This window comes from Streptomyces sp. NPDC048001, from assembly GCF_043203115.1.
Lineage (GTDB): Bacteria > Actinomycetota > Actinomycetes > Streptomycetales > Streptomycetaceae > Streptomyces > Streptomyces sanyensis.
In genome coordinates this window covers 42,017-63,483 of record NZ_JBIDBN010000005.1, presented here as the reverse complement: position 1 = coordinate 63,483, position 21,467 = coordinate 42,017, and the positions used below count along the sequence as shown (strand labels likewise).

At 75.3% G+C, this 21,467-nt stretch carries 16 protein-coding genes; 3 read left to right on the top strand and 13 right to left on the bottom strand.

The window, feature by feature from the left end; translation table 11 throughout:
- Window positions 1-63: 63 nt before the first annotated feature.
- The gene (gene nrdR, locus ACGF15_RS10805; protein ID WP_345613853.1) at window positions 64-576 is read right to left on the bottom strand and encodes a transcriptional regulator NrdR; all 513 of its coding nucleotides are present in this window, start codon (window positions 574-576) and stop codon (window positions 64-66) included.
- A gap of 502 nt (window positions 577-1,078) precedes the next feature.
- Between nrdR and lexA the strand changes: the two genes are divergently transcribed.
- Complete coding sequence (lexA, locus tag ACGF15_RS10800) at window positions 1,079-1,867, top strand: transcriptional repressor LexA (protein ID WP_256525617.1); 789 nt, start codon at window positions 1,079-1,081, stop codon at window positions 1,865-1,867.
- Window positions 1,868-1,992: 125 nt separating this feature from the next.
- Here the strand turns inward: lexA and ACGF15_RS10795 are convergent, their stop codons facing one another.
- The 5 genes from ACGF15_RS10795 to ACGF15_RS10775 form a co-directional block, all read right to left on the bottom strand.
- Window positions 1,993-3,963, bottom strand: coding sequence for an ATP-dependent DNA helicase (locus ACGF15_RS10795; protein WP_345613852.1), 1,971 nt, complete (start codon window positions 3,961-3,963; stop codon window positions 1,993-1,995).
- A gap of 37 nt (window positions 3,964-4,000) precedes the next feature.
- Window positions 4,001-5,860, bottom strand: coding sequence for an IucA/IucC family protein (locus tag ACGF15_RS10790; RefSeq protein ID WP_392797807.1), 1,860 nt, complete (start codon window positions 5,858-5,860; stop codon window positions 4,001-4,003).
- A gap of 62 nt (window positions 5,861-5,922) precedes the next feature.
- Entirely contained in the window at window positions 5,923-6,696 is a 774-nt protein-coding gene (locus ACGF15_RS10785; RefSeq protein WP_392797804.1) for a GNAT family N-acetyltransferase, read from the bottom strand.
- A 76-nt stretch (window positions 6,697-6,772) separates the two neighbouring features.
- Entirely contained in the window at window positions 6,773-8,659 is a 1,887-nt protein-coding gene (locus ACGF15_RS10780; protein ID WP_362611833.1) for an IucA/IucC family protein, read from the bottom strand.
- Between the two features lie 98 nt (window positions 8,660-8,757).
- Window positions 8,758-10,152, bottom strand: a complete 1,395-nt coding sequence (locus tag ACGF15_RS10775; RefSeq protein WP_345613848.1) for a diaminobutyrate--2-oxoglutarate transaminase family protein — start codon at window positions 10,150-10,152, stop codon at window positions 8,758-8,760.
- A gap of 404 nt (window positions 10,153-10,556) precedes the next feature.
- On the opposite strand from ACGF15_RS10775, the gene ACGF15_RS10770 reads away from it, so the two are divergent.
- The gene (locus ACGF15_RS10770) at window positions 10,557-11,732 is read left to right on the top strand and encodes a trypsin-like serine peptidase (RefSeq protein ID WP_392797799.1); all 1,176 of its coding nucleotides are present in this window, start codon (window positions 10,557-10,559) and stop codon (window positions 11,730-11,732) included.
- Window positions 11,733-11,862: 130 nt separating this feature from the next.
- Here the strand turns inward: ACGF15_RS10770 and hflX are convergent, their stop codons facing one another.
- From hflX to miaA, 6 genes are all read right to left on the bottom strand, one after another.
- Entirely contained in the window at window positions 11,863-13,353 is a 1,491-nt protein-coding gene (gene hflX / locus ACGF15_RS10765; protein WP_345613846.1) for a GTPase HflX, read from the bottom strand.
- A gap of 190 nt (window positions 13,354-13,543) precedes the next feature.
- A complete protein-coding gene (locus ACGF15_RS10760; RefSeq protein ID WP_392798281.1) occupies window positions 13,544-15,058 on the bottom strand; it encodes a M1 family metallopeptidase in 1,515 nt (504 codons plus the stop codon).
- 155 nt (window positions 15,059-15,213) lie between these two features.
- Window positions 15,214-17,310 (bottom strand): RelA/SpoT family protein, encoded by a 2,097-nt coding sequence (locus ACGF15_RS10755; protein ID WP_392797796.1) that lies wholly within the window; start codon window positions 17,308-17,310, stop codon window positions 15,214-15,216.
- A 250-nt stretch (window positions 17,311-17,560) separates the two neighbouring features.
- Window positions 17,561-18,475, bottom strand: coding sequence for a diaminopimelate epimerase (gene dapF / locus ACGF15_RS10750; protein WP_362611844.1), 915 nt, complete (start codon window positions 18,473-18,475; stop codon window positions 17,561-17,563).
- A 44-nt stretch (window positions 18,476-18,519) separates the two neighbouring features.
- On the bottom strand, window positions 18,520-18,960 hold the full coding sequence (locus tag ACGF15_RS10745; RefSeq protein WP_345614007.1) for a hypothetical protein: 441 nt from the start codon (window positions 18,958-18,960) through the stop codon (window positions 18,520-18,522).
- Window positions 18,961-19,066: 106 nt separating this feature from the next.
- Window positions 19,067-20,005 (bottom strand): tRNA (adenosine(37)-N6)-dimethylallyltransferase MiaA, encoded by a 939-nt coding sequence (gene miaA, locus ACGF15_RS10740; protein WP_345613842.1) that lies wholly within the window; start codon window positions 20,003-20,005, stop codon window positions 19,067-19,069.
- A 346-nt stretch (window positions 20,006-20,351) separates the two neighbouring features.
- Here miaA and ACGF15_RS10735 point away from each other — a divergent pair, with 346 nt between their 5' ends.
- Window positions 20,352-20,612 (top strand): antitoxin, encoded by a 261-nt coding sequence (locus ACGF15_RS10735; RefSeq protein WP_345613841.1) that lies wholly within the window; start codon window positions 20,352-20,354, stop codon window positions 20,610-20,612.
- Window positions 20,613-20,695: 83 nt separating this feature from the next.
- Here the strand turns inward: ACGF15_RS10735 and ACGF15_RS10730 are convergent, their stop codons facing one another.
- The gene (locus ACGF15_RS10730) at window positions 20,696-21,418 is read right to left on the bottom strand and encodes a hypothetical protein (protein WP_345613840.1); all 723 of its coding nucleotides are present in this window, start codon (window positions 21,416-21,418) and stop codon (window positions 20,696-20,698) included.
- Between the last annotated feature and the right edge of the window lie 49 nt (window positions 21,419-21,467).

The following is a 21,467-nucleotide window of genomic DNA, read 5'->3' as shown; positions in this document are numbered from 1 at the left end:
CATGTGCCGCCTCGGCCGGCCGGGGATCCCGCGGGGCGGGCTCCACCCGTCCGGCCGCCTCGCTCAGTCGGCGGCGCCTGCGGGCTCCGGCACCTCGACGGCCCCGCCCCCGCAGCACTCCCTGGCGGGCGGCCGCTCCTCGCGGAGCTCGTCGATGGCGGCCTCGAAGTCCTCGAGCGAGTCGAAGGCCCGGTAGACGGACGCGAAGCGCAGGTACGCGACGAGGTCGAGTTCCTGCAGGGGGCCGAGTATGGCCAGGCCCACGTCGTGGGTGGTCAGCTCGGCGCTGCCGGTGGCGCGCACGGCCTCCTCGACCCGCTGGCCGAGCTGGGCGAGTGCGTCCTCGGTGACCGGTCTCCCCTGGCAGGCCTTGCGCACGCCGGAGATGACCTTGGTACGGCTGAAGGGTTCCGTGACGCCGCTGCGCTTGACCACCATGAGTGACGCGGTCTCGACCGTCGTGAAGCGGCGGGAGCAGTCGGGGCACTGCCGGCGGCGCCGGATGGAGGTGCCGTCGTCGGTGGTCCGACTGTCGACGACCCGGCTGTCGGGGTGCCTGCAGAAGGGACAGTGCATGGCTCCCAACCCCTCCTCACACAGCACGACACAGCGGCCCGGACGGCCTGCCGAACCCCCCGAAGCAGTCCCCAGCATAGGCGATGCCGAAGGCCCTGACGGACCGGGGGACCACAACTTCTGGGCGGCGGGACCAATCCAACCACTAGATCTGGGGTTTGGCCGGTCATGGGAGCCCGGCGCGTCCTTCCGGGCGCCCGCCGGGCCCGGCACATCCGGGCCGACGGCGGCCTCCGCTCGGGGCGGGCGCCGCGCCCGGCCCGGAACACGGGCGGGACCCGGGCGGGGGGCGGCGACACGGCGCGGAGGGCGGACCGGCCCACGGCCGCGAAGGCTACCGTAGACGGCGCACCCGTACGGACACGCGGAGTGTTCGCACATACACCCAGGCGGCGGCAGCGCACAGGAAAATCCGGGTTTTTCACTCGAACGTGTGTTTGGCGCAACCTTTCGAAACCAACTACCGTTGTCCAGCTAGGGAGACCATTCGAGAGGGGCCGACGTGACCACGACTGCTGACAGTGCCGCGACCATCACTGCTCAGGACCGCTCCCAGAACCGATACGAGCCGGTGCATGCCATGAACGACGGACTCACGAGCCCGGAGGGGCCCAAGCCCAGCCGCTCCCTGCCCGGGCGGCCTCCGGGGATCAGGGCGGACAGCTCCGGTCTCACCGACCGCCAGCGCCGGGTGATCGAGGTCATCCGGGACTCCGTGCAGCGCCGGGGGTACCCGCCGTCCATGCGCGAGATCGGCCAGGCGGTCGGCCTGTCCAGCACCTCCTCCGTGGCGCACCAGCTGATGGCCCTGGAGCGCAAGGGCTTCCTCCGCCGCGACCCGCACCGCCCCCGCGCCTACGAGGTCCGCGGCTCGGACCAGCCCAGCACCCAGACCACGGACACCACCGGCAAGCCGGCCGCCTCCTATGTGCCGCTGGTCGGGCGGATCGCCGCGGGCGGCCCCATCCTGGCGGAGGAGTCCGTGGAGGACGTCTTCCCCCTCCCCCGTCAGCTGGTCGGCGACGGCGAGCTGTTCGTCCTCAAGGTCGTCGGCGACTCGATGATCGAAGCCGCGATCTGCGACGGGGACTGGGTCACGGTCCGACGCCAGCCGGTCGCCGAGAACGGGGACATCGTCGCCGCCATGCTCGACGGCGAGGCCACGGTGAAGCGCTTCAAGCGGGAGAACGGGCACGTCTGGCTCCTCCCGCACAACGCCGCCTACCAGCCCATCCCCGGCGACGAGGCCACGATCCTCGGCAAGGTGGTGGCCGTCCTCCGGCGGGTGTGACACCCACCGGCACCGACCGGGCCCCGGGACCACCTGCGCCGGTCCCGGGGCCCCGCCATGCCGTGCTCCCTGCCCAGGGTGGCCGCCCCCCCATGGAGCGGGCAGGGCCTCCCCGGGAGGCGGCCCTACCGCCCGTCCGCCGCGGCGGCCGCGTCGATCGCGGCCAGCGACCTGCGCACCTGGTTCCGGTCCGTGGTGTACCAGAAGTCCGGCAGCGAGGCCCGCAGATAGCCGCCGTACCGGGCCGTGGCCAGCCGCGGGTCCAGCACCGCCACCACACCCCGGTCACCCGTGGCCCGGACCAGCCGCCCCGCACCCTGCGCCATCAGCAGCGCCGCATGGTTCGCCGCGACCGCCATGAAACCGTTCCCCCCGGCCTCCTCCACGGCCTTCTGCCGCGCGCTCATCAGCGGATCGTCGGGCCGCGGGAACGGGATGCGGTCCATCACCACCAGCTGGCAGCTCGGCCCCGGCACGTCGACGCCCTGCCACAGGGACAGGGTGCCGAACAGACAGGTGGCCGGATCGGCCGCGAAGCGGCGGATCAGCTCGCCCAGGGTCTCCTCGCCCTGGAGCAGGATCGGCCGGTCCGAACTCCCCCGCAGCTCCTCCGCGGCGGCCTGTGCCGCCCTCATCGAGGAGAACAGCCCCAGTGTGCGCCCCCCGGCCGCCTCCACCAGCTCACCCAGCTCGGCGAGCATGTCACCGCGGGAGCCCTCCCGGCCCGGCGTCGCCAGATGGCGCGCCACATAGAGGATGCCCTGCTTGGGATAGTCGAACGGCGAGCCGACGTCCAGGCCCTTCCACTGCGGGACCTCGTCCCCGCCGGTCCCCTCGGGCGCCAGGCCCAGCGAGGCGCCGACACCGTTGAAGTCCCCGCCCAGCTTCAGCGTCGCCGAGGTCAGCACCACGGACCGCTCCGCGAAGAGCTTCTCGCGCAGCAGCCCCGACACCGACAGCGGGGCGACCCTCAGCGACGCCCCGAAGCGGTCGTGGCGCTCGTACCACACGACGTCGTACTCCGAACCGAGGGTGATCCGCTCGGCCACCGCGTGCACGTTCTCCACCGCGGCCAGGGCCTGCTTGCGCACCGCGTCCTCGTCCTGCACCGAGGAGTCCCGGGTGGCCCCGATGGCGCTGATCACCGTCCGCGAGGCGTCCCGCAGCGCCGCCAGGGCGTACCCCAGGTCCTCGGGCACCTCCTCCAGCCGGCCCGGCAGCGCCAGCTCCATGACCCGCTCGAAGGACTCCGAGGCCGTCTGGAGGGCGTCCGCGGCCTTCTCGTCGACCAGCTTCGCCGCGCGGCGCACCGCACGGCCGACCTGGCCCGGGGTCAGCTCGCCGGTGGCCGCCCCCGTCACCCGGGAGACCAGCTCGTGTGCCTCGTCGACGATCAGCACCTCGTGCTTGGGCAGCACGGGAGCGCCCTCGATCGCGTCGATCGCCAGCAGGGCGTGATTGGTGACGACCACCTCGGAGAGCTTGGCCCGCTCCCGTGCCGCCTCCGCGAAGCACTCCGCACCGTAGGCGCACTTGGACGCCCCGAGGCACTCGCGCGAGGAGACCGACACCTGGCTCCAGGCACGGTCGGAGACCCCCGGGGTCAGGTCGTCGCGGTCGCCGGTCTCCGTCTCGTCCGCCCAGTCCCGCATCCGCAGCAGGTCCTGCCCCAGCCTGCTGGTGGGGGCCGCCGCCTCGAACTGGTCGAAGAGCCCTTCCTCGTCGTCCTGCGGGACGCCCTCGTGGAGGCGGTGCAGGCACAGGTAGTTGGAGCGGCCCTTCAGCATGGCGAACTCCGGCCGCCTGCGCAGCAGCGGGTGCAGCGCGTCGACCGTGCGCGGGAGGTCCCGCTCGACCAGCTGCCGCTGGAGGGCCAGCGTCGCGGTCGCGACCACCACCCGCTCCCCGTGCGCCAGGGCCGGTACGAGGTAGCCGAGCGACTTGCCGGTGCCGGTGCCGGCCTGGACCAGCAGATGGGAGCCGTCGTCGATCGCCTCGGCGACGGCCTCGGCCATGCCGGCCTGGCCGGGCCGTTCCCGACCGCCCACGGCGGTGACGGCGGCGTGCAGGAGCTCGGGGAGGGATGGCTTCGTCATAGCCGGACCAGCCTACGGGTCGCCACCGACAGCGCGGTCACCGTACGCCGTCATCCGTGCACGCATGCGCGGCGAGCGGGTTGGGGACGGTCCCGTGCACGGCCGCGTGCGGCCGGTCCGCCCGGTCCCGGTACCCGTCCAGGTGCAGCCGGTTGCGGTTGAGGCAGAGCCGCTCGATGCGCTCCGTGAGCAGGTCGAACAGCTCGTAGCGCTCCTTCAGTTCGGGGAAGCGCCCCTGGTAGCGCAGGATCTCCTCGCGGACCAGCGCGAAGAACCGCTCCTCCGGGACCCCGAGCTCGTCGTCCATCAGCGGCGCGAGGTACCGGAACACCCCCACGAACAGACCCGAGTGGATGAACTGGGTGAGGAAGGCGGGCTCCTCCGTCAGCAGCACCCGCCGCACCTCCTCCGGCATGCCCGCGTGCTCGGGCAGGGGCACCGCGCTGACGTTGACGTCGTCCACGAAGTCCTTGATCGCCAGCCGCACGGGGACGTCCTGGGCGTCGTAGACCACGATCGCGTTCTCCCCGTGCGGCGAGAACACCGTGCCGTAGCGGTGCAGGAAGTGCAGCAGCGGCGGGAGCAGCGCGGCGAACAGGCGCCGCAGCCAGGCCTCCGGAGCCAGTCCCGAGCGCCGGACGAGTTCCGCGGCGAAGGCCCGCCCGCGGGCGTCGGTGTGCAGCAGCGAGGCCAGGGTACGGGCCCGCTCCCCCGGGTCCAGCCGGGGCTGGAGGGGCTCGCGCCAGATCGCGCCGAGGAGTTCCCGGTACTGGTAGGGGACGTCGTCGAGCCGGTCGTACAGCGGGTGCTCGACGGTCACCGAGGCGACCTCGCCGAGCAGCACCACCCGGGTCTCGTCGCGCAGGAACGGGTCGGCGTCGCGCAGCCCCTGGACCCAGGCGGTGACCGCGGGGGCGGCCAGCGTCCGCTCCGTCGGCAGCCCCCGCCACACCAGGGTGTTGAGGATCGACAGGGGGAGCTTGACCGTGTGGCGCTCGGGGCGGTCGACGTTGGTGAAGGTGCGGATGGACTGCTGCGGCAGCCTGAGGTCCCCGTCGCTGGGAAGGGGGACGATCAGGCGGTGGGCCACGGACGGCGCGTGGAGCGGGAGGACCACCTCGTCCCACTGCCAGGGGTGGACCGGCAGCCACAGGTAGGCGTCCGGGTCGAGGCCCTGCTCGTGCAGGACCGCCGCGAAGCGCGTGCGGGTCCGCTCGTCGAGCTCCCGCCGGTAGAGCTCGCGCGGATCGGCGAGCCGCGGAACGCCCCGGTAGGCCGCCAGGTCGGTGTGGACGGCGATCCAGGGCAGGGCGCACGGCAGGCGCGCCTCCGGGGCCCAGTGGGCGCTGTCGGAGGGGGTGAAGCCGATGCGGCCCTTGTTGAGGACGAGCCAGGGGTGCCCGGTCTGGTGGCCCTCCAGTTCGGCGTAGCCCAGTTCGGCCAGTTCGGCGGCGGTGGCGGCGCGGCGGTCGAGGGCGGTGTCCGCGGTCAGGGTCAGGGAGAGTTCGCGCACCAGGTGGCCGAGGGTCGGGCCGTCGAGGTCCAGGACGTCCCGGGCACGGGTGAGGAAGGCCAGCGGGTCGGTGAACTCGGCCCCGTCGCAGGTGACGGAGCCGGCCTCGACCCGCCAGCTGCCGTAGGCGCCGCGGCGGGCGCGGAAGGAGAGCTCACCGCCGTCGCCGAGGCGGAGCAGATAGCGGGTGGCGGCCCCCTCCGGCGAGCCGGGGCCGTCCGGCCCCGCGGGCCGGGGGGTGATGATCTCCTCGTAGGCGAACTCTCCGAGCATCTTGGCCAGCAGCCGGCGGCAGGCCCGGTCCCAGTGCTCCCCGGTCAGGCCCGGGGGTGTGTGGAGGGCGGAGCGGGACCGCTCGGCGGGCGTGGGACTCGAGGGTGTCATGGGCACGGGGGCTCCTCGGGTGGAACCGGCGCGGGGCGCACGGGGTATGGCGGTCAGCGGGTTCACAGGCGGCTCCGCAGGGCGCGTTCACGGATCATGAGCGCGGCCCGCTTGTCCGGGAGGTCGACCTCCGCCGAGAAGCGGAAGCCGGCGCTCAGGAAGGCGGCGACGGACGCCGTGTTGCCCAGGTCGGGCTCGGCGACGACCCGCCGGGAGGCGGGGTGGTGGTCCAGGACGAGGTCGGCGACGGCCCGCAGCAGGTGCGAGCCGGTGCCGCGGCCGCGGTCCCGGGCGGCCCCGATCAGGAGGTGGACGCCCATGTCGTCCGGACGGGCGGGGTAGTGGCGGGCCAGCGGGTCGAGATCGGCCCGGTAGATCTCGAAGTAGCCCGTGGGTGTGCCGTCGAGCTCGCCGAGGCAGGGTGTGCTGCCGCTCTCGCCGTCCAGCTGCCGCCGCAGGTGGGCGAGGGTGGTGGAGGCGGGGCCCGCAAGCTCCCAGAAGGCGGCCACGGCGGGGTCGTTCATCCAGCGGACCAGCAGGTCGAGGTCGCGTTCCGGGACCACGGGCACGAGGCGGAAGGCGCCGGCGGGGGTGGGGACGGTGCTCCCGCCGGGGGGCAGTCCGTCTGCGGCGGGGGACGGGCGCGGGGCGGCCGGGGCCCGGCGGAGGGGCGGTGCCGCCGGGTACGGGGCGGGGGGCCCGGCGGGGTCCTCCGGGACGGCGGGCTCCCCGGGGCCGGCCGGCGCGGGCCCCCGGCCCGCGGTGCGGGGGTGCGGCGCGGCCTGCGGGGGTAAGGGCACGCCGGTCCTCGCACGCGGCGGGGGCGTTGCGCTCATCGGGGCCTCGGTTCCTTTCGTTCCGCTCCCCCGGTCGGGGCCGGCGGGCCGCGACCGGGGCTGGTGGGAGGCCGTCTCAGGTGTGCAGCGGATTGGCGATCTCCACGTACACGGACTGGGTGTCGACGGGCCCGACGAGTTCGTCGAGTCCTCGCAGCCGGGTCAGGAGGTTGGCCTTGGCGCGCAGCACCGGGGCGTCCAGGAGGAGGCCGGGCAGCGGGGAGCCCTGGGCCGCCTCCGCGGCCAGGAAGCGCCGCAGCCCCGCGAGGAGCACGCGCTCGTCGGCCAGGTGCTGGGAGCCGAACGCGCCGATCAGGCCGAGGACGTTGTTGATGCCCAGGTAGTAGGCGAAGCGCTCGTCGGCGATCCGGTCGGGGACGAAGGTGTCGCTTCGGTCTCCGATGCCGGGCAGCCGCCGGGTGAGCTGCTCCCGGTGGGACTCTCGGAAGTAGTAGCCCTGGTTGTCGCGGTAGCGTCCGCCGACGGGCCAGCCGTCCGGGTCCAGGACGACCAGGGTGTTCTGCTGGTGGGCCTCCAGCGCGACACCGGCCTCGGCGTCGAGCCACAGCAGGGGGCGCACGACGTGGTCCAGATAGCGCAGGAACCACTCGGCCGCGACGGCGGTGGAGGGGCGCCCCGAGCGGCGGGCGAGGCCCCCGACCACGGCGGCCAGGCGGGAGCGCATCCGCGGACGGCCGGGCCAGGGGCGGGGGGAGGTGAGCGAGGCGATGCACACCGCGTCGTCGCCCGGGCCGAAGGGGTTGTGGCGCAGCACCAGGTCCAGTCCCGGGACGGGCTCGCCGTCCGGGGTGTCGACGGCCGCCCAGGCGGGGTCGCGGACGATGTCGAAGCCGGGGTGGGCCGCCCGCCACCGCGCGGCGAGCCCGGTGCGCAGCAGGCGGTGCACCTCCACCCCGCGGTGCAGCTCCTTGCGGAGGTTCTCGCGCCGGGAGTTGGTGATGCGCAGGCCGAGGGAGAGCTTGAGCATGGCGGGTGCGCCGGGGCGGTGGACCGTCCGCACGGAGGAGGTGGGGTGCCATGCGCCGCCCCGCGGCCCGAGGTCGCGCAGGAGTCCCGCGTCCAGCAGCTCGGCGACGGCCGGGCGGTGCAGGACCTCCCGCGCCTGCCAGGGGTGCAGGGGCAGCACGGCCGTGTCCGGCGGGAGGTCCGCCTCGGCCGCGGCCCGGCGGATGATCCGGTCGGCGCTCAGCGGGCGGCCCTGCTCGGTCCAGGCGGAGTCGGTGGCGAGCACGGAGTCCGCGACGGCGATCCAGTGCAGGGGGAAGGAGCCGTGGACCTCGGGTGAGAAGCGCCGGCCCTCCGTGTCGGAGAGCCCTTCGCGGCTCTTGGGCGTGGGGTGGAGGGGGTGGCCGAGCAGCAGGGACTGCTCGGCTGCGAGGAAGGCGTCGGCGCCCGGCGGGTCCTCGGGTGACCGGCGCCGGGCGGTGACGAACCCGGTGGTGCGGCGGACCGAGTCGGCGACCCGGCCCACCAGTTCGGCGGCCTCGGCCTGCCCGGCCTCCCGGCCCAGCAGGGCGGCGACGGTGACGGCGTCGGCCGGCTCCGCCCCCTCGGGGCTGCCGTCGAGCACGGGCGGCCCGAAGCGGTGCCAGCCGGTGGGCGACCAGTAGCGGACGGGGACCAGCAGTGCGGTGCCGCTCGCCGCGAGGGGGATGTGCAGGACCTCGCCGGCGGGGCGGGGCAGGGCCCGTTCGCGGACCCAGCAGCGCAGCAGGTTCTCGGTGGCGGCCGCGTCGGCGACCCGGTAGGGGTCCGGGGCGTCGAGGGGATCGTCCGCGGCGGGCAGGGAGGCGTCGTCGAGGCGCTTGGCGTGCTGGCGGGGCACCGCCGGAGCGTCGGCCTCCGGGGCGAGGGGGGCGCGCGGCGCGCTCCCGCCTGCGCCCCGGCCGGGAGCGCGGTCGCCGCGGGTCTCGGGCGCATCGGGTGCGGGGGTGGGGTTCACGGGCTTCCTTGGGCGGTTCCGGGGTGCGGGGGCAGGGTGGCGGCCGCGGAGGGGGGACCGGAGCGCGGCTCGCGCTCCGGCGTACGGCCCGCGGCCGGTCAGCGGGCGCGCGGGGGCGCCGCCCCGGCCGCGCGGGCGGGAGGGTCCCCGACCGCGCGTTCCGCCGCGGCCAGGGCGTCGGCGAAGCGGTCCAGTACGGCCTCCGCCTGCTCGTCGGTGAGGGTGAGCGGGGGGAGCAGCCGCACCACGGCGGACTGCCGCCCGCCGAGCTCGACGATCAGTCCCCGGCGCAGGCAGGCGTCGCGCACCGCGGCGGCGAGACCGGGGGCGGGGGCGGGCGCGGAGGATCCGGCGGACGGCGTGTCCGGGTCGACCAGCTCCACACCGATCATCAGCCCCCGCCCGCGTGCGTCGCCCACGCACGGGTGGCTCGCCGCGAGACCCTGGAGCCGGGCCAGCATCCGCGCCCCGAGCGCGGAGGCGCGCTCGGCCAGGCGGTTCTCCCGTACGAAGGCGAGGGTGGCGGCCCCGGCGGCCATGGCCAGCTGGTTGCCGCGGAAGGTGCCCGCGTGGGCACCCGGGGGCCAGGCGTCCAGGGCGGAGCGGTAGACGACCACCGCGAGCGGGAGGGAGCCGCCGATGGCCTTCGACATGACCATCACGTCGGGGACCACCCCGCTGTGCCCGACGGCCCAGAAGGCCCCCGTGCGCCCGACGCCGGTCTGCACCTCGTCGGCGATGAGCGGGATGGAGCGGGCCTCGGTGAGGGCGCGCATCCGGCGCAGCCACGCGTCGGGCGCGGGGACGACACCACCCTCGCCCTGAACCGGTTCGAGGATCATGCCGGCGGGGGACGGGGTGCCGCTCTTGGGGTCGTCGAGCAGGCTCTCGGTCCAGCGGGCCGCGAGTTCGGCTCCGCGGTCCCCGCCGACGCCGAAGGGGCAGCGGTAGTCGGACGGGAAGGGCAGGCGGGTCACCCGGGTGTCGGTGGCACCGCCGGACACGTCCAGCGCCCCGGCCGTCATGCCGTGGTACGCGCCGGTGAAGGCGAGCATGCCGGTGCGGCCGGTGGCGGTGCGGACGAGCTTCAGGGCGGCCTCGACGGCGTCGGTCCCGGCCGGCCCGCAGAACTGGATGCGGGCGTCGGCCGCCAGAGCGGGCGGGAGGGTGGCGAACAGCTCCGTGGTGAAGGCGTCCTTGACCGGGGTGGCCAGGTCGAGGACGTGCAGCGGGGCGCCCGAGTCGAGGACCTTGCGGACCGCTTCCAGGACCACGGGGTGGTTGTGGCCCAGCGCCAGCGTGCCGGCGCCGGAGAGGCAGTCGAGGTAGCGGCGTCCGTCGGCGCCCTCGATAGTCAGCCCCCGGGCGCGGACGGGCACGATCGGCAGCGAGCGTGCGTAGGTCCGGGCGGCCGACTCGCGCAGGGCCTGCCTGCGCAGGATCCCCTCATGGGCGGTGGTGGCTGCCGTCGGGGCTGGTTGGGTCACGGCCACGGCTGTCGGTCCTCCCGCTGTCACGGTTGCGTCGTCCCCGGATGCACCGGGTGGGCCGGGCGATCGCGGCGCCCGCCTCCCTCCGGGGTCCCTCCCGGAGTACGGCCGCGGCGCGCCGAGCGCTCGATGCGGGGCAGCACCGCTGTCCCCCCACAAGGACCAACGACCGTGGTCCCGAAAGATCACGGGCTGCGCGGAAGAAGCCCGGAGCGGGGAACCGAGGACCTGGTGATCGCCGTCCCCATCGGCACCGGCATAGTGGGGGGCCGCAACCGGTGGCCGTCCGGGCCGGGAGGCAGCGGACGGCCGCCCGCTCCTTCCGGGTGCGGCGAGGCGCCGACACCTCCCGCAGGTTGCACGGTCCGGACAGATCAGCAGCACCGAAGTCCCAGGGGGATCACGAGATGCGACCCATTCGCCCGACGCTGGCGGCGGTTTCCCTTGCCGCCGCACTCGCGCTGACCGCCACCGGCTGCGGTCCGGGCGAGGACTCCGCGGCGGACAAGCCGAGTGCCCCGGCGAGCCAGGCGGCCGACGGCGCGCTCACGATCCCGGACGATCTGGTGGACCGGCTCAAGGAGCAGGGGATCGACCTGGACAAGTGGCGCGACGGCGAGTGGCGCGACTGGGACGCCGACACCTGGCTCCGCGAGGCGAAGGACTTCGTCAACCCCATCATCGAGGACCTGTGGGACCCGGACCGGATGCGGGACGCGGAGACGCCCCCTGCGGACCCGGTGGACCCGGACATCTCCGGGGACGAGGGCGTGACGGACCCGACGCCCGCACCCGTCGACGCGGTGCCGGCGAAGGCCCCGTACCACGCGAGCGCGGCCGAGGCGGGCAAGGTGTTCTTCGACGGGCCGGAGGGCTCGATGGTCTGCTCCGCGACCGTGGTGGAGGACCCTGCCAACCCGGGGCGCTCCAACATGGTCTGGACGGCGGGCCACTGCGTGCACGCGGGCAAGAGCGGCGGCTGGTACCGCAACATCGCCTTCGTGCCCTCGTACAACGACGGGGCGCTGCCCACCGCGGAGTTGGAGCAGGCCTCGGAGGACCAGGTCGCGCCCTACGGCGTGTGGTGGGTGGACTGGGCGCAGACCTCGGACCAGTGGATCGCCGAGGGCGGTGCCACCGGGGGCGACGGCGCGTCCTGGGACTACGCCGTCATGCACGTCACGCCCGAGAAGGGCGGTTCGGGCAAGTCCCTGGAGGAGACGGTCGGCACCGCGCTGCCCGTCGACTTCACGGCACCCGCGGTGCCGGAGATCGCGTCCCTGACGGCCACCGGCTTCCCGGCGTCCCCGCCCTACGACGGCCAGCGGATGTTCCAGTGCACCGACGCACCGGGCCGGCTCTCGCTCGGTGCCGGGCAGCCCACGATGTACCGGATCGGCTGCACCATGACCGGTGGCTCCTCCGGGGGCGGCTGGGTCGCGCAGGGGCGCGACGGCGCGCCCGCCCTGGTCTCCAACACCTCGATCGGCCCGGTGACCGCCGGCTGGCTCGCCGGACCGCGGCTGGGCGAGGAGGCGCGGGGCGTCTACACGGAGGTCAGCCGGAAGTTCGCCGGGCAGTGAGGCACCGGGACCCGGCCGCGGGGCGGCCGGGTCCCGGCGGCTGCGCGCCGCCCGCACACGCGGAGCGAAGGAGCCCGGGACCGCCCCCGACGGGGGGCGGTCCCGGGCTCCTTCGCGGGGCGTGGCCCGCTCAGCGGGCCGCGGGCACGTAGGGGGCGAGCGCCGAGGCCAGTTCCTCGTGCACCCGTGCCTTGAGCAGGGTGCCCTCCGTGGTGTGCTCCTCGGAGATCACCTCGCCCTCGCCGTGGACCCGGGAGACGAGCCCCCCGTGGGTGTACGGCACGAGGGCCTCGACCGCGACCTCGGGCCGCGGCAGCAGGGCGTCGATCATCGCGAGCAGCTCGGGGATCCCGGCACCCGTGCGGGCGGAGACCGCGAGGGCCCGGCGCTCGATCCGCAGCAGGCGCTGGAGCACCAGCGGGTCCGCCGCGTCGGCCTTGTTGACCACCACGATCTCCGGCACGTCGACGGCGCCCACCTCGCGGATCACCTCGCGCACGGCGGCCAGCTGCTCCTCCGGCGCGGGGTGCGAGCCGTCCACCACGTGCAGGATGAGGTCGGAGTCGCCGACCTCCTCCATGGTGGAGCGGAACGCCTCGACGAGGTGGTGCGGCAGATGGCGCACGAAGCCGACGGTGTCGGCCAGCGTGTACAGCCGCCCGCTCGGGGTCTCGGCACGGCGCACGGTCGGGTCGAGGGTGGCGAACAGCGCGTTCTCGACCAGGACGCCCGCCCCGGTGAGCCGGTTGAGCAGCGAGGACTTGCCGGCGTTGGTGTACCCGGCGATGGCCACCGAGGGGACCCGGTTGCGGCGGCGCTCCTGGCGCTTGATCTCGCGGCCCGTCTTCATCTCCGCGATCTCGCGGCGCATCTTGGCCATCTTCTCGCGGATCCGCCGGCGGTCCGTCTCGATCTTGGTCTCACCGGGGCCGCGCGTGGCCATGCCGCCGCCACCGCCGCCGCCCATCTGCCGGGAGAGCGACTGGCCCCAGCCCCGGAGCCTGGGCAGCATGTACTGCATCTGCGCCAGCGCGACCTGGGCCTTGCCCTCACGGGACTTGGCGTGCTGGGCGAAGATGTCGAGGATCAGGGCCGTCCGGTCGACCACCTTGACCTTGACGACGTCCTCCAGGTGGATCAGCTGTCCGGGACTGAGCTCACCGTCGCAGACGACGGTGTCCGCGCCCGACTCCAGGACGATGTCCCGCAGCTCCTGCGCCTTTCCGGAGCCGATGTAGGTGGCCGGGTCGGGCTTGTCGCGGCGCTGGACGACACCGTCGAGGACCAGGGCGCCCGCGGTCTCGGCGAGCGCGGCGAGCTCCGCGAGGGAGTTCTCCGCCTCCTGGGCGGTGCCGGTCGTCCAGACGCCGACGAGGACGACGCGCTCCAGCCGCAGCTGGCGGTACTCGACCTCGGTGACGTCCTCGAGCTCGGTGGAGAGTCCGGCGACCCGTCGCAGCGCGGCACGGTCGGAGCGGTCGTACTGCTCGCCGTCCCGGTCCGTGTCGTGTCCGTGGCTCCAGGCGACGTCCTCTTCCATCAGGGCATCGGCCCGAAGGCTCCGGTCGCGCGTCTCCGCGAAGCTCTGCTCGGCCTGGGAAGGGGATGAAGAGGAGGTCATTGGATCCTTCGCGTGGAGGAGGGGTCGGCGGGCCGGGGGCCGGCGCCGTCGAGGGGAGGGCCCGAAGGGCGCCCCCCGGGCAGTGTGCCCGGTTTCACCGGGAAGAACGTGTCACGGCCGGGGAAGATTCCCGGCCGTGTCCCGGGGCGGCCGGCGGCCCGTCGATGGTCGCACGGCGCCGTCGGCGGCGTCACCCGGAATTCCCGGGTGCGGCGCCTCCCGGGAGGGCGGCCCGGTCCGCGGCCGCGGACGGCCCCTGCCCCGGGACGTCGCTGCGCCAGTCGGGGTGGCCCGGCATGGGCGGCGTCCGGGGGGCGTGCAGCCAGCCGTCGAAGAAAGCGTCCAGGTCGCGGCCCGTGACGCGGGAGGCGAGGCGGGCGAAGTCCGCGCTGTCCGCGGTGGCGTCCCGGTGGACGGACAGCCAGGCGCGCTCCAGCCGTTCGAAGGCGGCCGCGCCGACGGTCTGGCGCAGGGCGTAGAGCACCAGGGCGGAGCCGTCGTAGACGACCGGGCGGAAGATGCCGAGCTGCCGGCCGGGCGCGGGCGGGTCGGGGCGTGCCGGGGGGCCGCCGGCGGCGCGCCAGCCGTCGCTGAGCCGGTAGGCGCGGCGCATCCGCTCCGTGAGCGGCGGGCCGCCGTGCTCCTCCGCGTACAGGGCCTCGTACCAGGTCGCATGGCCCTCGCTCAGCCACAGGTCGGACCACATGCGCGGCGTGACGCTGTTGCCGAACCACTGGTGGGCCAGCTCGTGGACCATGATCGAGTCCACGTACCAGGAGGGCAGGGCCTCGCTGGTGAGCAGGGAGCGCTCGAACAGGGAGAGGGTCTGCGTCTCCAGCTCGAAGCCGGTGCGCGTGTCGGCGACGAGCACACCGTAGGTCTCGAAGGGGTAGCGCCCGACCCGCCGCTCCATCCACGCGATCTGGTCCGGGGTCCCGGCCAGCCGGGGCTCCAGCGCCTCGCGGTCGGCCGCGGGCACCACGTCCCGTACGGGCAGGCCGTGCGGCCCTTTGCGCTCGACGACGGCCAGGTCCCCGATGGCGACCTGGGCGAGTTCCGTGGCCATCGGGTGGGCGGAGCGGTAGGTCCAGGTCCGTGCGCCGTCCTCCTCGCGGACGAGGCCGGTGCGGCGCCCGCCCGCGACGACGGTGACGGACCCGGGCGCGGTGACCCGGAACGTGAGGTACGCCTTGTCCGAGGGGTGGTCGTTGCAGGGGAAGACCCGGTGGGCGGCGTCCGCCTGGTTGGCCATCACCAGCCCGTCGCGGGTCCGGACCCAGCCGCCCGCGCCGGCGGGCCCGCGGGGGTCGCTGGTGTGGGCGACGGTGATCCGCAGACGGCTCCCGCGGGCCAGGGCGCGGTCCGGTTCGATCACCAGGTCCTCCTCCGCGGTGGCGAAGGATGCGGGGGCTCCGTCGACCTCCACCGAGCGCACGGTGCCGTGGGTGAAGTCGAGGTTGACCCGGTCGAGGCGGCGGGTGGTCCGGGCGTCCACGGTGGTCACCGCCTCCATCGGCCGGTCGTTGGCACCCGGGTAGGCGAGGGCGATGTCGTAGGCGAGGACGTCGTAGCCGGGGTTGCCGAGCAGGGGGTAGAGGCGGTCGCCGACGCCGAGGGCGCGGGGCCCGGGCAGGGTGGCGGCGACGAGGGCCGCCGAGGCGGCGGTCAGCAGGAGGGCACGCACGCGGCGCCGTGGGGTGGCCAGCACGCCCCTACCGGTACCAGCGGGCCCGTCCGGCGCGGGGTGCGGCGCGCGAGGCCGGGGGCCGCACCCACCCGAAGGAGGGCGTCGGGGAGCCGGGGCGGGCCCGGGGCGGCCGGGTCCGGAGGCTCACTCCGAGCGCGGCCGAGTCCGGAGGCTCACTCCGAGCGCGGCCGGGTGACGGCCGGTGCGCCGCGGTGCTGGGTACGGCTCACGTCGTAGACCCCGGGAACGTCGCGCATGGCGCGCATCAGCGCCGTCAGGCCGGTCGCGTCGGGCAGGTGGAGCGTGTAGGTGTGCCGCACGCGCTGCTCGGTGGGGGGTTCCACGGTCGCGGAGACGATGGCGGCGCCCTCGGCGGCGATCGCCTCGGTGAGGTCGGCCAGCAGCCCGGGGCGTCCGAAGGACTCGGCGACCAGGGTGACCCGGCAGTCGGCGGCGTCGCCCCAGCGGACGGCCACCGGCGAGCGGCCCGCCCTGGTCATCCGGGCCACGGCGGGGCATTCCCGCCGGTGGACGGTGACCGCTCCCCCGCGGACGGGGAAGCCGGTGACCCGGTCCGGCGGCACGGGGGTGCAGCATCCGGCGAGGCGCACCGTGGCGTCCGGCAGGTCGACCACGGCGTTGGCCGCGGCGGGCCGCTCGGCGGTGCGCTGGGCGGGGCGGCGGGGAGCGGCGGGCGGCGTGCGGGAAGGCTCGGGGTGGGCGTCGAGCCAGCCGCCGATGGCGATGCGCGCGGCGGGGGTGCGGGCGTGGTCGAGCCAGTCCGGGGAGGGGCCCGAGCTGGTGTCCTGGGCGAGCAGCACCTGCACGGTGTCCCCGTCCCGCAGCGGCGTCCCCATGGCGGCGAGCCGCCCGTTGACCCGGGCGCCGACGGTGGCGTGGGCGCGCTCGCCGTACTGGGCGTACGCGGCGTCGACGCAGGTGGCCCCGGCGGGCAGGCCCAGGGAGCAGCCGTCCGCGCGGAAGACGGTGATCTCGCGGTTGTGGGCGAGGTCGGCCCGCAGCGAGGTCCAGAAGTGGTCCGGGTCGGGGGTGGACTGCTGCCACTCCAGGAGCCGGGAGAGCCAGCCGGGCCGGGTCGGGTCGGCGCGCTCGCCGTCCGCGGGCTCGGCTCCCTCGGTGGGCGCGTAGGGGTTGCCGAGGGCGACCACGCCCGCCTCGGCGACGGTGTGCATCCGGTGGGTGCGGATGAGGACCTCGGCGACCGCTCCGTCCGGCCCGGCGACGGCGGTGTGCAGGGACTGGTAGAGGTTGAACTTGGGCGCGGCGATGAAGTCCTTGAACTCGGAGACCACCGGGGTGAAGCAGGTGTGGAGTTCGCCGAGCACCGCGTAGCAGTCGGCGTCCTCGCCCACCAGCACCAGCAGTCGGCCGAGGTCGGTGCTGCGGGGCTCGGCCCGCTTCAGGCACACCCGGTGGACGGAGACGAAGTGGCGCGGTCTGAGCAGGACCTCGGCGGGGATGCCGGCCTCGCGCAGGACCGTGCGGAAGCGCTGGGCCATGGTGTCCAGGGCGGTGCAGGCCCCGGAGTGCTCGGCGATCAGCGCGCGGGTGCGCTCGTACTCCCGCGGGTGGAGGATCGCGAAGACCAGGTCCTCCAGCTCGGTCTTCAGCGCCTGGACGCCCAGCCGTTCGGCGAGCGGGATCAGGACGTCGCGGGTGACCTTGGCGATGCGGGCCTGCTTCTCGGGGCGCATCACGCCGAGGGTGCGCATGTTGTGGAGCCTGTCGGCCAGTTTGATCGACATCACCCGGACGTCGTTTCCGGCGGCGACGAGCATCTTGCGGAAGGTCTCGGGTTCGGCGGCGGCGCCGTAGTCCACCTTCTCCAGTTTGGTGACGCCGTCGACCAGGTAGGCCACCTCCGCACCGAAGCCGGTGCGCACCTGGTCGAGGGTCACCTCGGTGTCCTCGACGGTGTCGTGGAGCAGCGAGGCCGTCAAGGTGGTGGTCTCCGCGCCCAGTTCGGCCAGGATGAGGGTGACGGCGAGCGGATGGGTGATGTACGGCTCGCCGCTCTTGCGGAACTGGCCCCGGTGGGAGGACTCCGCGAGCACGTAGGCGCGGTGCAGCGTGGCGAGGTCGGCGTCCGGGTGGTGGGCGCGGTGGGCGTCGACGACATGGCCGATCGCGTCGGGCAGGCGGTCGCGCACCGCGGGGCCCATCAGGGCGGCGCGCCCGAGTCGGCGCAGGTCGATCCGGGGGCGGCCGCGGCGGCGGTTGTGGGCACCTGGGTTCGCGGCCTCTGTCATCGGGCACCTCCGGCGTCGACCGGCGCAGGGGAGAGTCGGGTCGCGCCTCCCTGCCGGTGCTTGATGCTACCGAGCCGACCACGTGGAGCAGTGCCGCTCTCGCCGAGCGTGAAACGGATCACCCATTCGAGGGATGGCGCGGGCGGGTTCCGTGCGAATCGGCGCGCACTCCGCGCCCGCACCGGCGCGACCGCGCGTCCGGCGCCTGGCCCGCGCCGCCGCCGGACGCCGCGCCGCGACGGCCGGGCCCTCAGCCGGCGGCGGTGCCCGCGAGCAGTGCGGGCTCCACGGTGCCCTCGGCGACGATGACGGCCGCACCGGTCATGTCGATCGCGCCGTCGGGGTGCTCGGTGATGACGAGGCGTCCGCCGGGCAGGTCGACCGTGTAGCTGACCGGGGTGCCGGTGGCCGCGGGGTCGGTGCCGTCCCTGCGGGCGGCGGCGACGGCCACCGCGCAGGCGCCGGTGCCGCAGGAGCGGGTCTCGCCGGAGCCGCGCTCGTGGACGCGCATCGCGACGTGGCGCTCGCCGCGGTCGACGACGAACTCCACGTTGACACCGTCGGGGTAGACGGAGGCGGGCCCGTAGGAGGGCTCCGTCAGCAGGTCCCCGGCGTGGGCGAGGTCCTCGACGAAGGCCACCGCGTGCGGATTGCCCATGTTCACGTGCCGCGCGGGCCAGCTGCGTCCGCCGACGGCCACGGTCACCTCGTCGTCCGGGGTCCGGGCCCGGCCCATCGAGACGGTCACGTCGCCCTCGGGGGAGCCGGTGCCCGCCTTGGCGATGTGGACCCGCTTGACGCCGCCGCGCGTGGCCACGGCGCACTCCCCGACCCGGGCGTGCCCGGCCCGCTGGAGGTAGCGGGCGAAGACGCGGACGCCGTTGCCGCACATCTCGGCGACGGAGCCGTCGGCGTTGCGGTAGTCCATGAACCACTCGGCCTCGTCGGCCATGTGCCGGGCCTCGGGGTGGGCGGCGGAGCGGACGACGCGCAGGATGCCGTCGCCGCCGATACCGGCCCTGCGGTCGCACAGGCGCGCGACGGCCGCCGGGGAGAGGTCGAGGACGCCGTCCGGGTCGGGGACGATCACGAAGTCGTTCTCGGTTCCGTGGCCCTTGAGGAAGCGGACGGGCTGGGTCTGCGTGGCGCTGGTCACGCCCCCCATCGTACGAGACGGGGTCCGGACCGGCCTCGCCGCCGGGAGGGGGGTCAGCGGAGGCGCGCGACCCGCCACACCGCCAGGGCGACGAGGACCGCGGCCACCCCTGCGTACAGGGCGACCACCCGCCAGTCGGGCCGCCGGCCGGAGCCGCGCTCGGGCAGGCCGGGCCAGGTGTGCCCGACGCGCCGTGCGGCCATGACCCCCCAGCCCGCGGCGCAGCCGCAGATGAGGAGGCCGAGCATCGCGACGACGGCCCCGCCGTCCCCGGTGCCGAAGGCGAGCGGGAAGGCGAACATCAGGGAGCCGAGGGCGGCCAGGCCCACGATGGGGGCGAGCTGCCAGATCCTCAGCCGCCGCGGGGGCCGGAGCTCGACCTCGACCTCGTCCGCGAGCACGTCCTGCTCCTCGGGTCCGTCGGGGCTGAGCCCCGGTGCCACCTCGACGGCATCGCGCTGCTCGTGCTCGGTGTCGCGAGGGCCGGCCTCCATCGCCACGCGCCCTCCCCACTCGGACTCAACTGTCGATCGATGCTCGATGATGGCACGCCCTCGGAGGGCCGTATGACACCCGGGGCATCCCGATGCCATCACGTGATCAGGCTGTGACCGCCCGTTCGATCAACGCCAGGGCACGCTGCGGAAGTTCCTCGCGGTCGGCTTCCGCGCCGCTGAGCCAGTGGACGCGGGGGTCGCGCCGGAACCAGGAGTCCTGGCGGCGGGCGAAGCGCTTGGTGGCGCGCACCGTCTCCTCGCGTGCCCGGAGTTCGCCGTACTCGCCCGCGAGCGCCGCGAGCACCTGCTGGTATCCGAGGGCCCGGGAGGCGGTGCGGCCCTCGCGCAGCCCGCGCGCCTCCAGCGTGCGCACCTCCTCCACCAGTCCGGCCTCCCACATGCGGTCCACGCGGACGGCGATGCGCTCGTCGAGCTCGGGGCGCCCGACGTCCACGCCGATCTGCACGGTGTCGTAGACGGAGTGGTGGCCGGGGAGGTTGGCCGTGAACGGCCTGCCGGTGATCTCGATCACCTCCAGGGCGCGCACGATGCGCCGCCCGTTGCCCGGCAGGATCGCCCGGCCCGCCTCGGGGTCCGCGGCGGCCAGGCGGGCGTGGAGGAGGCCGGGCCCGTCGGCCGCGAGCTCCTCCTCCAGCCGGGCGCGCACCGCGGGGTCGGTCCCGGGGAACTCCAGGGCGTCGATCGCCGCGCGGACGTAGAGGCCGGAGCCGCCGACGAGGACGGGGGTGCGGCCCTGGGCGAGCAGCCGGTCGATCTCGGCGCGGGCCAGTCGCTGGTACTCGGCGACGCTGGCGGCCTCGGTGACGTCCCAGATGTCCAGCAGCCGGTGGGGTATCCCGCCGCGTTCCTCCTGCGTCAGCTTGGCGGTGCCGATGTCCATGCCCCGGTAGAGCTGCATGGAGTCGGCGTTGACGACCTCGCCGCCGAGCCGCCGGGCGAGGTGGACGCCCAGATCGGACTTGCCGGCCGCGGTGGGTCCGACGACTGCGATGACCCGCGGTGCGGGAGCTGCGCTGTTCACCGCCCCAGTCTCCCAAACCGCGGGCCGTGCCCGGCACGGGCGGAGCCCCGCCCGGCCCCGGTGCGGGGCTGCGGCGGGCGGAGTCCGCGCGCCCGGCGACGCTCCGGCGCCCGAAGGGGGAGCCGCGGGTACGCTGAGGAGTGATCGCAGGCGTTTTCTTCCGGTTCTGCGCGGTATCGACCTGTTCGCCATGAGGTGGGGCGGCACGGCACCGGTCCCGTGCCGCGGGACGCATGTCCCGCGGCACCGCCGCCGTCGGCCCGCGGGGCGCGGCGAGGGCGGCGGGCGGAGCCGTCGGAGGACGCCCGGAGCGGTCCCCGCGCGGGACCACGAGGGAAGGTGGACCATGGGCTTCCTGGACACCCTGAAGACCAAGCTCGCCCCGGCCAAGGAGAAGGTCGCCGACCTGGCCCAGCAGCACGAGGGCAGGATCGGGCAGGGCCTCGACAAGGCCGCGAGGACGGTCGACGACAGGACCAAGGGCAAGTACAGCGACAGGATCGATACGGGCACCGGGAAGGCGAAGAACGCTCTCGGGCGCATCGCGCACCCGGAAGGGGGCGGGCGCCCCCCGGAGGGCGGCGGCCAGCAGCCTCCCGCCTCCTGAGGACCCGTGGCACGGGCCCCGGGCCGCCCCGCCGCGGAGCACCGCGCCGGGTGCGGGCCGGGGCCCGCGGCCGTCCCCGGGGGTCAGGACCAGGCGGCGACGACGTACCCGACCCCGTAGGGCGCGTCCTCGTAGAGCAGGCGTCCGCCCAGGCCCGCCCCCTCGGCGGCCCCCGCCAGGACCTGCCAGGGCGCCCGGCCCGAGACCTTGAGCTGGTGGGCGAGGCCCGTGTCGAGTGCGAGGAGCGCCGCGAGGTCGGCCGCTCCCAGGGCCCGCGCGATCCGGGTGTCGAAGCCGACGGCGCGCTCGTCGAGGTAGCCGGGCGCCTTCACGGTCCGGCGGGCGCTGCCGTCGCCCATGACCAGCAGGGCCGTGCGGCCGGACCGGCCGCCCGGGGCCCGTCCGGCGAGGTCGCGCCCCGCGGCGGCGCAGTCCTCCGCCGCGAGCGCCTCGTCGACCGCCAGGCCCTCCACGGGGCAGTCGCCGAAGTCGGCGCGGCCCAGCAGCCATGCCCCGACGGCGAGCGAGGGGGGCAGGGGGCGCTCGGCGCCGGTGCCGTGGCCGAGGCGGACGCCGAGGTCCACGCCGAAGCCGCGGAAGGAACCGGTGCTGCCCGGCGGGTAGGGCCCGTCGCCGTCCACGTCGGCCGGTCCGACCACGACGAGCCGGTCGGGCCGGGAGGCGGCGAGCACTCCGATGGCGTCCATGCAGGCGTCCCGCGCGGCGTCCAGCTCGGCGGCGGCACCGGCCGCCACCTCGGGGACGAGCAGCGGCGGGCAGGGGCACACGGCGGCGGCGGCAAGCATGATCGCCAGCCTAGTCCGTGCGGAGCGGGCATGGGCGGCGCCGTGCGGG